The organism is Syntrophotaleaceae bacterium, from assembly GCA_041390365.1.
In the GTDB taxonomy this organism is placed as follows: domain Bacteria; phylum Desulfobacterota; class Desulfuromonadia; order Desulfuromonadales; family Syntrophotaleaceae; genus JAWKQB01.
Map to the genome: position 1 here is coordinate 1,020,426 of JAWKQB010000003.1, position 11,558 is coordinate 1,031,983.

General features: G+C 58.0%; 9 protein-coding genes. 3 read left to right on the forward strand and 6 right to left on the reverse strand.

Going from position 1 to position 11,558, the window contains the following annotated elements; genetic code table 11:
* Positions 1 to 5: 5 nt before the first annotated feature.
* From R2940_16915 to R2940_16940, 6 genes are all read right to left on the reverse strand, one after another.
* Positions 6 to 1,973 carry a hypothetical protein gene (locus R2940_16915; protein MEZ4601472.1) on the reverse strand — a complete coding sequence of 656 codons (1,968 nt, stop codon included), beginning with the start codon at positions 1,971 to 1,973 and terminating at the stop codon, positions 6 to 8.
* Positions 1,974 to 2,033: 60 nt separating this feature from the next.
* Positions 2,034 to 2,687, reverse strand: a complete 654-nt coding sequence (locus R2940_16920; GenBank protein ID MEZ4601473.1) for a four helix bundle suffix domain-containing protein — start codon at positions 2,685 to 2,687, stop codon at positions 2,034 to 2,036.
* A 135-nt stretch (positions 2,688 to 2,822) separates the two neighbouring features.
* Positions 2,823 to 4,730, reverse strand: coding sequence for an arginine decarboxylase (gene speA / locus R2940_16925; protein MEZ4601474.1), 1,908 nt, complete (start codon positions 4,728 to 4,730; stop codon positions 2,823 to 2,825).
* 106 nt (positions 4,731 to 4,836) lie between these two features.
* A complete protein-coding gene (gene nspC, locus R2940_16930) occupies positions 4,837 to 5,991 on the reverse strand; it encodes a carboxynorspermidine decarboxylase (GenBank protein MEZ4601475.1) in 1,155 nt (384 codons plus the stop codon).
* Between the two features lie 423 nt (positions 5,992 to 6,414).
* Positions 6,415 to 7,614 (reverse strand): saccharopine dehydrogenase family protein, encoded by a 1,200-nt coding sequence (locus tag R2940_16935; protein ID MEZ4601476.1) that lies wholly within the window; start codon positions 7,612 to 7,614, stop codon positions 6,415 to 6,417.
* A 22-nt stretch (positions 7,615 to 7,636) separates the two neighbouring features.
* Entirely contained in the window at positions 7,637 to 8,188 is a 552-nt protein-coding gene (locus R2940_16940) for an XRE family transcriptional regulator (GenBank protein ID MEZ4601477.1), read from the reverse strand.
* A gap of 255 nt (positions 8,189 to 8,443) precedes the next feature.
* On the opposite strand from R2940_16940, the gene proC reads away from it, so the two are divergent.
* The 3 genes from proC to R2940_16955 all read left to right on the forward strand — a co-directional run bounded on the left by proC (position 8,444) and on the right by R2940_16955 (position 11,368).
* The gene (gene proC, locus R2940_16945) at positions 8,444 to 9,259 is read left to right on the forward strand and encodes a pyrroline-5-carboxylate reductase (protein MEZ4601478.1); all 816 of its coding nucleotides are present in this window, start codon (positions 8,444 to 8,446) and stop codon (positions 9,257 to 9,259) included.
* Between the two features lie 158 nt (positions 9,260 to 9,417).
* Positions 9,418 to 10,317, forward strand: a complete 900-nt coding sequence (locus R2940_16950; protein MEZ4601479.1) for a diacylglycerol kinase family lipid kinase — start codon at positions 9,418 to 9,420, stop codon at positions 10,315 to 10,317.
* Positions 10,295 to 11,368 (forward strand): phosphatase domain-containing protein, encoded by a 1,074-nt coding sequence (locus R2940_16955; GenBank protein ID MEZ4601480.1) that lies wholly within the window; start codon positions 10,295 to 10,297, stop codon positions 11,366 to 11,368. Before R2940_16950 ends, R2940_16955 begins: the two co-directional genes overlap by 23 nt.
* Positions 11,369 to 11,558 lie beyond the last annotated feature (190 nt).

Genomic DNA, 11,558 nt, shown 5'->3' on the forward strand with positions numbered 1-11,558 from the left:
GCCGATCAGATCAGCGACAGGGACAGGCCGCCCACACTGAGCAGCAGGAAAAGGGAATAATCCTCCTCCAGATCGTCGCCGGCCCGATCGTCGATGCGATGGTACCGGCCCCGCAGCGACAGAACCTTCCGGGCCTTTTCCAGGAAGGGGAGCTCCAGCCGCCAGTTGTATTGGCAGATGCCGTCGTAACTGATCGACTCCACCGAGTGGTCGTCGGTGCGGGAATCGAGAATGGAAAAGGTCAGATAGAGATCCTGGGTTTCCCCGATGATATAGGTGCCGGCCAGGGTGCCCTGCCACGTCTCGGTGACCGTGTCGCTGCCGGTATCGGTGCGGCCGTAGGACACCGAAGGGTTCAGCGAAAGCCGGTAGTCGGGCTGCCAGCCGAAATTGAGGATCGCCTGATGGGTGCGGCCGTCGGCGTCGGCAGGCGAGTCGTCGGCAAAGCGGGTATAGGTGTAGCTGGGCATCAAATTCCATTTTTCCCGAACGATGGAAATTCCGGCGGTGAGCGATTGGCTCTGGTTTTCGATCGGATCGATCTCGTCCGGCTCGTCCGAACTGTCCTGGAAGGTGAAGTTGCCGTTGAGGAAGACACTGGGCCAGTCGGCCGGGTACAGATTGTAGGACAGGTCCAAAGAGGTATTGCGCACGACCGGCAGGTCGGAGTCGTTCTCAACGTTATCGCGATTGTGCAGCAGGCTGGCTGTCAGACTCGACTCCCGGAAGGTCCTGGTGCCGTAGAGGAGGTATTCCTCGCGGTCGTTGACCCCGGTGACATCGGCGATGCTGCGAAAGTCCTGTCCCAGGTATTTGTAGCCTCCCCCGTAGTCGTAGCTGCCTGCCCGGCCGGAGAAACGGACGGTCCATGCCCGTCCGCTGTCGGACCCTTCCCCGTCGCCCGTATCCTCGTCATAGCGGCTGTAGCTGTATTCGCCGTTCATGCGCAGACCCTCTCCCCACAATGCGGAGGCGAGGGCGAGGCTGTAGATCTGGCCTTTGGAAGGGGCGGCCAGGGTGGCGGTATTGTATCCCCCCGGCGCTCCGTTCTTGCCGGTGATGACGGTTCCCCTGGCGATCAGGCGGCCGTTGTCGAGCAGATCCTGCCCCAGGGAGCCGCCGACTAGCCGCTGGTCGGAACGATCCAGGCCGGTCATGTCGTCGAACCCGGTCACCGGGATGCTGCTCACCATGAAGGCCTGAGCGTGGGTGCCGTCGGCATTGAGTTCCAGCATGGCCCCCCGTCGGGCGATGCTTTCGCCGGTCAATTCGGTGCCCGCCACCACCAGATCGCCAAGGGAAAGGCGCTGGCCCAGGTATTCGATCCGCAGCAGGTAATTGTTGAGGTTGAAGGTGTCGTCCGTCTCCTCTTCCCCCTCCTGCTCGGTCAGCCAGCCGTTGGCATCGAATGCGACCTTGACGTCCCCGCTTTCGACCAGCGAGGTCAGAGTGACGCTGGAGCCGACCTTCCAGTCCGGCTCGGCGCTGCCGTTCTTGCCGAACACCTTGCCGCCGATATCGGCATCGATGACCATGGTGGCGGAAGCCTTGTCGAAGTAGTCCGACTGGGGAACGACGAAGGTCCAGACGCGCGGGGGGAGGATCACTCCATCGGCGTCCATGCTTTCGAGGGTGACAGTATGGGTGCCGAAATCGAGCGGGGTTTGGGGCGTGTAGCGGATCTCCCCCGACTCGATGCTCGCCAGCGGCGAGACATCGACATCGTCCACCAGAAGGCGCATGGAGGACCACTGGGCCGATCCCTCGATCTTGGTGAAATCGATGACGATGGTGGTTGGCGGCTCGGCAATCCGGGTGCCGTCCATCAGGGGCAGCACCAGGCGGGAAGGAACCCCTTGTGGCGGAGAAATCTGGACCAGATTCTCTTCAGCGGTGGCGAAGGTTGACGCCGCCAACGTGATGAGGATCGCAGCCAGGGCGCTTGAGAAAAAACCTCTCCCTGAATACTTCATGCAGACAAACCCTCCATGGAATAACAAAATTGCAGACAACTTCCGCAAAGTCTCGCAAGTTTATTTTCGGGCTCTGCTCCGAACCCGGTAGAGCCTTTCGGTAAAACCGCCTTCCTGCTCAAAAGCGGCAGCCTGGGCGGCGATCTGGCGGTCGAGCAGGCTGCAGGCAACGGCTATCAGGGTCAGGGCGGCATTGGCGGCGATTTCGGGGTAGGTGGACTGGTTGGACTGGGTGGACGTTGTGGACGTTGTGGACGCCTCGGTTTGTCCGTTCTGTCCATCAGGTCCACAAAGTCCACTTTGTCCACCATGTCCATTCCTGGTTTCCCACACCCATTGCGCCACGTCATCGGCAGTGGCGCACCGCCGGGCTATCAGCTCCTTGCGTCGCGGGTCTTCCCGTGGCCAGATCGACAATCCCCGCTGCCGCAGAAAATCCTCGTAATCCAACTTGAGCTCTTCCAGACTGGCCCTGGCCACGTTGGTTAGTTTCAGCTCGGTTTTCTTCGAAGTGCCCGAGGCCTGACTCCCTTCGGCGATGTTCTGCACGCCGCTACGCGCCGCCTGCACCATCTGGTCCCGGGTACGGCTGAATCTGTCGATGTAGCGGTCGCAGAAGCGCACCGTGACGTCATGGACGAGCTGCGCGATCTGAAAGCTTTTCAGGTTACGGTAGCCGCCATGACTGGGAATCAGTTCTTCATGCTCGGTCATTTGCCCTCCTTTTTTCGCGATGCCGAGGTTAATGAAATTTCTATGCAATAACAAGTCCTAAATAACGGCTTCTAAATGAAAAACCCCGCCTCTTGCGAGACGGGGCCATTTTTTCCGGCAATATTGAAGGTCTTTTTATTCCCCTAGGTAGGTGTAGGAGACCAGGGTCTTGTCCAGCAACTCCAGAAAATGGCTCGTCTCCTCGAAGGAGATTTTGCGGGAGGCGACCCCCTTTTCCAGTGTGTCGCGGACATGCTTGAGGATTTCGGGGCCTTTGTACTGAACGTACTTGAGGCTTTCCCAAGTGGCGTCGCCGCTGATGACGGTGTCGATCTTGTAGTTGGTCTTGCGGTTGAAGGAGACGTGCACGGCGTTGGTGTCGCCGAACAGGTTGTGCATGTCGCCGAGTATCTCCTGGTATGCGCCGATCAGGAAAAAGCCGATGTAGTAGTCCTCGCCCGCCTCAATAGTGTGAATAGGCAGATACTCGGTGCGGCCGTTTTCGCCGACGAAGCTGGTGATTTCGCCGTCCGAATCGCATGTGATGTCGGCGATGGAGGCCATGACCTCGGGCTTCTGGTGAAGGCGCTGGATCGGCACGATGGGGAACAGCTGGTCGATGGCCCAGGAGTCGGGTAGCGACTGGAACAGCGAGAAGTTGGCGAAGTAGGTCTGACGCAGGCTCAGCTGGAATTCCTGGAACTCGTCCGGAACGTGTTTAAGGCGTTCGACGATGCCGGTGATCTTTATGAAGATCCTGCTGCAGAGCCATTCGGCGAGGGCCCGGTCGTGCAAGTTCAGGTAACCGAGGTTGAACAGGCTGACCGCTTCCTGGATCAGCTGGATGGTGTCGTGGTAGTCGACTCGCAGCGAGTGGCGATCGAGACTCTGGTAAATGTCGACCAGCTTCTGTACTGTCGGTGACAGATTCTCGGTTTTCTCCAGGGCTTCGTCGAAATCGGGCAGGTCGTTCTGGGTATTGGTATTGAGAATGTTGGTCACCAGCACCGAGTAGTGGGCAACGGTGGCTCGTCCTGATTCGGAAATGATGTTCGGGCAGGGCACGCCGGCTTCGTCGCAGATGTTCTTGACCTGGTAGACCACGTCGTTGGCATATTCGTCAATAGTGTAGTTGGCGCTGGAGAAGTCGCTCGATTTGGACCCGTCGTAGTCGACCCCCATGCCACCGCCGATGTCGAGGAATTGCAGGTTGACCCCCATCTTGCGCATTTCCACGTAGATGCGGGTCCCTTCGATCAGGGCGTTCTTGATTTTGTCGATCTTGGTGATTTGGCTGCCGATATGGAAGTGCAGCAGCTTCACCGTATCGAGCATATTATTTTCCTTGAGGATCTCGACTGCAGCCAGAATCTCCGAAATCTTCAGGCCGAATTTGGCCTCCTCGCCGCCGGAGGTCGCCCATTTGCCGGTCCCTTTTGAGGAAAGCTTGACCCTGAAGCCGAGTTTGGGGACGATGCCCGATTTTTTTGAAAGGGCGATGATTTTTTCCAGCTCGAACAGCTTTTCGACCACGATGGTGATGTCGTAGTCGATGCGGGTGGCATAGAGGACCATTTCGATGAAATCGTTGTCCTTGTAGCCGTTGCAGATAATCGGCAGATTTTCTCCGGTAGCGAAGGAGATGGCCGCCACCAGTTCCGGTTTGGACCCGACTTCCAGTCCCATTTTATGTTTCTTGCCGAAATTGGCGATGGCCTCCACCACCTGCCGCTGCTGGTTGACCTTGATCGGGAAGAAGGTCTGGTAACCGGCCGGATACTGGTATTCGGCGATGGCATTCTTGAAGGCGCGGTTGATGGCGCCGATGCGCCCCTGAAGCACATCCATGAAACGGAGCAGGATCGGCGGCTTGATGTTGCGTTTGATCAAATCGTCTACCAGAGCCCGCAGGTCGATGGCGTACTTGGAACTCGGCGAGGGATGGACGCACATGTTCCCCTTCTTGTTGATGGAGAAGAAATCGTCCCCCCAGTTGGGCAGGTTGTATATCTTGGCGGAGTCCTTGATCGACCAACGTTTCATAGATGTCACCACTTCCGGATGGTTGTTTAACGTTCAGCGAACTTGAATCATTCTTTGCCTTTGGGCCTGATCAGCGTTCATCTGCGTTAATCAGCGTCCCATTGAATTATCCCAACCGCTGTTTAAAGTCCTCGTAACCAAACCTTCTCAGCACCTCGAGCTCCCCCGTCTCCGGCTCGAAGGTGCAGATGGCGGGGTGCTGGATGCCGTTGAAGGTCGTGGTCTTGACCATGGTGTAGTGGGCCATGTCAAGAAAGGCCAGCCGGTCGCCGGCGGCGAGGGGCTGCTCGAAAGACCAATCGCCGATGATGTCTCCGGCCAGACAGGAGGGCCCGCCGAGGCGATAGGTGTAACCTTTTTCCCCTGGATCGAATCCGCCGTAGATCTCCGGTCGATAGGGCATTTCCAGCACATCCGGCATGTGACAGGTGGCCGAAACGTCGAGGATGGCGGTGGGGATCTGATTGTGAACCACGTCCAGCACTTCGCCGATCAGCAGGCCGGTGCCGATGACGATGGCTTCGCCCGGCTCGAGGTAGACCTGCACGCCGTATTTCTCCTGGAAGTAGCGGATCAGTTCCACCAGGCCGTCGATGTCGTATCCTGCCCGTGTGATGTGATGGCCGCCGCCGAGATTGAGCCACTTCATGCGCGGCAGAAATTCCCCGAACTTTTCCTCGACCACCTTGGCCGTCCGCGCCAGCGGTTCGAAAAGCTGCTCGCACAGGGTGTGAAAATGCAGGCCCTCGATCCCGGCCAGAGATTTTCCATCGAACTCCCGGCGGGGAATGCCGAGCCGGGAGCAGGGCGCGCAGGGGTCGTAGAGGGGAGTGTGGCCTTCCGAATGTTCCGGGTTGATCCGCAGGCCGATGGAGACCCGTCCCTGTTCCTTTTCCCAGAGAGGCCGGAAGCGCTCCAGTTGGGCGAAGGAGTTGAAAACCAGATGGTTGGAGATGGCCAGCAACTCGACGATATCGCTCTCTTTGAAGGCGGCGGCGAAGCTGTGCACCTCGCGGCGGAACTCCTCCCGGCCCAGGCGTGCCTCCCAGGGCGAACTGGCGCAGACCCCAAGCAGGGTTTCGCCGATCAGCGGGAAGATCGGCCACATCGCGAAGGCCTTGAGCGCCATCAGGATCTTCGCCCCGCTCCGTTTTTGCACCTCGTCCAGGATCGCCAGGTTGTGGCGGATGCGGCCGAGGTCGACCACGTAGGATGGGGAGGGGGCGAGCTCCAGGATTTTCGGAATGTCGATACCGGTCATCTGTTGGCCTCTTTAAACCTGTAAAACCTTGAACCTTAATCGCGGGGTTTCGTCCCCGCACGACGACCCACTCTTTTGATGCGCGTCAAAAGAGTGGGCAGAAAAACGCGCCCCGGCTTCTGGCCCGCCTGCGGCGGGTACCCTCCACGGAGCAGCCGTCGGGCGGGCGGAAAAAAACTCGGTCGCTTCGCTCCCTCAGACAGTTTTTCCGCCTTTTTCGCCCGCCGACCGCTCCGCTCCGGCTGCGTCACAGGGGGAGAAAGGCAGTTGCTAGTGGTTGGTAGCTAGGGGCTAGTAAAGTCTTTAAAGCCAATCTAGTTTTGTACTATCCTTCCCAGCAACCAGCAACCAGCAACCAGCAACCAGCAACCAGCAACCAGGTTTTCAACTAGCCCCTAACCCCCAGCCCCTAGCCCCTGCTTTTCACAACTCCGGCCACTCCCCGCCGTCAATGACTTCCGTCGGCAGGCCCATCTTGCCGAGGGTTTCGAGGAAGGGTTCGGGATCGAACTGCTCCATGTTGTAGACCCCTTCGCCGCGCCATTGGCCGGTCAACATCATCATCGCGCCGACCACGGCCGGAACGCCGGTGGTGTAGCTGATGGCCTGGGAGTTGACCTCCCGGAAGCAGGCTTCGTGGTCGCAGATGTTGTAGATGTAGACCTGCTTGCGCTTGCCGTCCTTGATGCCCCGGGCGATGACGCCGATGCAGGTGCGGCCCTTGGTGAGGGGGCCGAGGCTGCCGGGGTCGGGCAGGACCGCCTTCAGGAACTGCAGGGGGACAATCTTCTGTCCCTGGAATTCGACCTCGTCGATGCGGGTCATGCCGACGTTCTGCAGCACCTCCAGATGCTTCAGGTAGTTGTCGGAAAAAGTCATCCAGAACTGGGCCTTCTTGATGGTCGGGATGTGCTTGACCAGCGATTCCATCTCCTCGTGGTACATGCGGTAGATGTTCATCGACCCGATCCCTTCCGGAAAATCGAAGCTCTGTTTGGTGCTGAGCGGAGCAGTCTCGACCCACTGGCCGTTTTCCCAGTGACGGCAGGGGGCGGTCACCTCGCGGATATTGATCTCCGGGTTGAAGTTGGTGGCGAAGGGCTGGCCGTGGCTGCCGGCGTTGGCGTCGATGATGTCGATCTCCTGCACCTCGTCGAGGTACTTTTTCGCCGCCAGGGCGGTATAGACGTTGGTTACGCCCGGATCGAAGCCGCTGCCCAGCAGGGCCATCAGACCCTTTTCCTTGAACCGGTCATGATAGGCCCACTGCCAGCTGTATTCGAACTTGGCGGTGTCCAGCGGCTCGTAATTGGCGGTGTCGAGGTAGTCGACGCCGGTCTCCAGGCAGGCGTCCATGATGGTCAGGTCCTGGTAGGGCAGGGCGACGTTAATGACCAGGGAGGGCTGCTCCTGGCGGATCAGGGCCACCAGCTCGGGAACATTGTCGGCGTCCACGCGGGCGGTCCTGATGGGGAAATCGGGAATCTCCGCGGCGATGGCGTCGCATTTGGACTTGGTTCGGGAGGCCAGGGTGATGTCCGTAAACACCTCTTTCGCCTGAGCGCATTTATGTACCACAACACGGCCGACGCCGCCTGCTCCGATGATCAGCACCTTGCTCATGGTCTCCTGTCCTTTCTCAGATTCACTTTCCTTTGTATTCGAATGTGGGCGGAGTCACCACCCAGAGTATTTTCGCCGGCACCCTGCCGGCATTTCTGACCGCGTGGCGACGGTCGGAGGTAAAGAAAAAGCACTCATTCCTGCGGACGATGTAATCCTTGTCGTCAAGGGTCAGTCCAATCTTTCCGCTGATGACAAAGCCGAACTCCTCCCCTTCGTGAAAGGACTGCTCCTCCATTTTTTCCCCGGCCTGCAATGTGACCAGTGCCGGGTCCATGGTCCGGTTCTGAGCTCCGGGAACCAGAAGTTCCACCCGGATGCCGTTTTCATCGTTGGCAATCACCAAAGAGTCCTTGCCGAATACGACCTGGGTTTCGCGCGTTTCGGCAAAAAACTCCGAAATGGAAACCCCCAGAACATCCAGAATATCCCTCAAGGTATTGATGGAGGGGGAGGTGCCGTCATTTTCCAGCTGAGAAATATAACCTTTAGTCAGGTCTGCCCGGCTGGCCAGCTCCTCCTGGGTGAGGGAATTGGCCATGCGCAGTTTTCTCAGTCTTTCACCTATCTTCACGTTAGCTCCCTGTTTAGGAATGGTAAACATTTTGTCAGAAGCTATGTTTACCAAAACTAAACTATCCGTTTAACAAATTCAGTCAACGGGGCCGGTTTATACTCCCATAAATGGCTGGTGTCAACTGAAAATTCCGCTCCCGCCCAGGCCGCTGACTGCTTGACATCGGCGGGCAATTCCGATAGGAATTCCATGAACACAAATGATAGCAATTCTTGTTCAAACTTTTCAACTCAGGGAAAGGATCTCTATTTCATGACGCCCATCAGCAAGATCGGTTTCCTCGGTGGAGGCAATATGGGTGAAGCCCTGATTAAAGGGCTTACCAGGGAAGGGGTGGTTCCGGCCGAAAACATTCTGGTTGCCGAACCCGTCGAGTCGCGGCGGAACGTGCTGAAAGAAAAGTATGGGGTGCGGACCGAATCGGAAGCCTCGGCAGTGGTCGGTCGCTGCGATCTCGTGGTGCTGGCCATCAAGCCGCAGATTGTCGGCCAGGTCCTGCCGCAGGTGGCCAACGTTTTCAATGATGCCAAGCTGCTGATTTCCATTGCCGCAGGGGTAACGACCGAGATTCTGGAAAAGCACTTTTCCGGCAGCCCGCGGATCGTGCGGGCCATGCCCAACACCCCGGCCCTGGTCGCCGGCGGTGCCACCGCCCTCTGCCCCGGACGCTTCGCCTCCCCGGACGATCTTGACGCCGCCCGCCGCCTGTTCGAGCCGGTCGGCATGGTGCGGGTGGTGGCCGAGGAGCAGATGGATGCGGTCACCGGTCTTTCCGGCTCCGGCCCGGCCTATGTCTACACCGTTATCGAAGCCATGGCCGCCGGAGGTATTCTGGAAGGCCTGCCCCAGGATGCGGCCCTGGCTCTCGCCGCCCAGACGGTACTGGGCGCCGCCCGCATGGTCATTGAAAGCGGCGAACATCCGGCGGTTTTGCGGGACAAAGTCTGCTCCCCGGGGGGGACGACCATCGCCGGCATGAAGGCCCTGGAGGAGAACGGCCTGCGCTCGGCCCTGATGAGTGCCGTTTCGAACGCCGCCAGACGGTCCCGGGAGTTGGGGAAGAAATAGTTGCAGATGTTGAAGGATCGAGGACTTGTTGCGGCGTCCCTGCCGGGTATGGAGGATTTTTTCGACAGCAGGCCATGAGTTGTTCGAATGGCGTATACTGACAATCAGGAGTCATCACGAAAAACAGAAGTTGAACGACAATAACTTCGGATAAGAATATGACAGCCGCTCCCCTGGTTGTTTGCAACCTTTCTGCCGGCAGCGGAAAACATGAGCTGCTCATGCAGGCCGTGACACGTCGCGGCTTTCAGTTGGCCGAAACCGATCATGCAGGACATGGGACGGAGCTCGCCTGCCAGGCGGCTTCCGAGGGAAGGTCGTTGATTCTGGCGGCGGGCGGAGACGGCACCATCCACGAGGTCGCCAGCGGAATCCTCAAATCGGGAAATTCCGCAACCCTTGGCATCCTCCCTCTGGGCACGGGCAACGACCTGTGTCGCAGTCTCGGAATCGATAACGACATCGATGCTGCCCTTCAAGTGATCGATGCCGGGCGGGAGGTGGATATCGACGTCGGCCGGTTGAGAACCGGCGGTGAGGAACACCTGTTTTTCAATGTATCCGCCTGCGGTTTTGGCGGCGAGGTCGATAAAAATCTGGAGGAGGACGAAAAAAAAAGCTGGAAAACCCTTTCCTACCTCAAATCCGGGCTTGCGGCCCTCACAAAGATCGAAGCCTTCCAGGTTGAAGTGCAGAACGACGAGGACAAAATCAGTGCCCTGGCTCTGAACGTGGTCCTCGGCAACGGCAGATATGCGGCTGCAGGAATTCCGGTCGCTCCCCGGGCTCTTTTGACCGATGGAAAACTCGATCTGGTGCTTTATCTGGGGGAGGGTTTGGGCGATCAGATTTTAAATTCCAGGCTGATTCTGAAGGGTGAACAGGACCGTTCCGATACAGTGCTGACGCTTCGCTCCGAGACCTTTGACCTGAAATTTTCCCGGCCCCTCGCAATAAATTATGACGGCGAACTCCATGACAGGGACGTTGAAGATATCCGCTACTCGATTCATTCCAGACGCTTGAGGGTTATCGTTGGCAGAAATTTTATCGGATGAAAATTATAATGGCCGCCCTCAGCATCCGCCTTTCGCAGATGTGCTCCTGGCCCGAACCATTCGCCGGCTGAAACAGGCTTTCGGCGTTCTGCGGCCTTTTTATGTATCGGCATTTCACGGTTACGGCTGCGACGATTCCATCATTCTGCAGGGCCGGGTGGTCGAACGTCTGGAAATCGGTTCATCCAAAAAGGATGATCCCTGGTGGAGAAACCTGCGCAACATGATCCGGGTCTTCCTCCGGGCCCGGGCCGAAAAGGCATTACTCACCGCGACCATTCAGGGCCAGTCAGTGGCAATAACTACCGATGAGATAGGCTACTTCCGCAAAGAGGTCCCGCTACGGGAAAAACTCGACCGTCCGGGATGGGTGGATGTCCATTTCGATCTTCAGCGAATCCCGGGCTACAGAGAGATTTCCAGGCAGGGCGGCAAAATTCTGAGCATCCCCACCTCCACTCGACGATCTCCGGGCATTATCAGCGATATCGACGATACCATCGTGGAGACTTTCGCCACCGATCTGCTCATGACCGCCAGGCTCACCTTCATCAACAATTCGACCACCCGCACAGCCGTGGACGGTATGGCAGAGCTGTACAATGCCATCATCCGTTCGACCTCTGCCCTTTCTCCCGTATTCTACATCACCAGTTCGAGTTGGAGTCTTTACCATCTCTGGACGGAGTTTCTGGATCTGCAGAAATTTCCGCAGGGGCCGCTGCTGATGCAGAAAATCGGCCTGGCCAACAACAAACTGATCCGTAAGGGACACCACCACAAGATCGAAAAGATCGAAACCGTCCTTCGGATGACGAAGGATCTTCCCTTTTTTCTCATCGGCGACAACGGGCAGGCCGACCGGCAGATCTACTTCGACATCGCCAGCCGTCATCCTCACCGGGTCGCCGCCGTCTGCATCCGGGTCGCCCGGGAAAAGGCGAAACCCTTTACGGCCGACTACGCAAGTATCGGGGTGCCCTATTTCGAGTTCGAGAACGGTTTTTCACTGCGGGAAAAACTGGTGGCGAAGGGATTGATTGCTGGATAGGGTGATTCATGAATCGCCCGCGGCGCATGCAAAAGGCAAAAACCCGATCCCGATTTCGATAGCGATTTCGATTTGGAAAGGGCAAAAACCAGTCTGGCCCAATGATGCATTCACCAAGCTTATTTTGCCACCTGGCTGGTTTATTGGGTGGGTGATCCAAATCGAAATCGAAATCGGGGGTTGGCCTTTC

Excerpts from the sequence above, each read along its gene's own strand:
- nspC (MEZ4601475.1), bottom strand. The coding sequence starts at position 5,991 with ATGACCGGTATCGACATTCCGAAAATCCTGGAGCTCGCCCCCTCCCCA.
- R2940_16915 (MEZ4601472.1), bottom strand. The coding sequence starts at position 1,973 with ATGAAGTATTCAGGGAGAGGTTTTTTCTCAAGCGCCCTGGCTGCGATC.
- proC (MEZ4601478.1), top strand. The coding sequence starts at position 8,444 with ATGACGCCCATCAGCAAGATCGGTTTCCTCGGTGGAGGCAATATGGGT.
- R2940_16935 (MEZ4601476.1), bottom strand. The coding sequence starts at position 7,614 with ATGAGCAAGGTGCTGATCATCGGAGCAGGCGGCGTCGGCCGTGTTGTG.
- speA (MEZ4601474.1), bottom strand. The coding sequence starts at position 4,730 with ATGAAACGTTGGTCGATCAAGGACTCCGCCAAGATATACAACCTGCCC.
- R2940_16950 (MEZ4601479.1), top strand. The coding sequence starts at position 9,418 with ATGACAGCCGCTCCCCTGGTTGTTTGCAACCTTTCTGCCGGCAGCGGA.
- R2940_16920 (MEZ4601473.1), bottom strand. The coding sequence starts at position 2,687 with ATGACCGAGCATGAAGAACTGATTCCCAGTCATGGCGGCTACCGTAAC.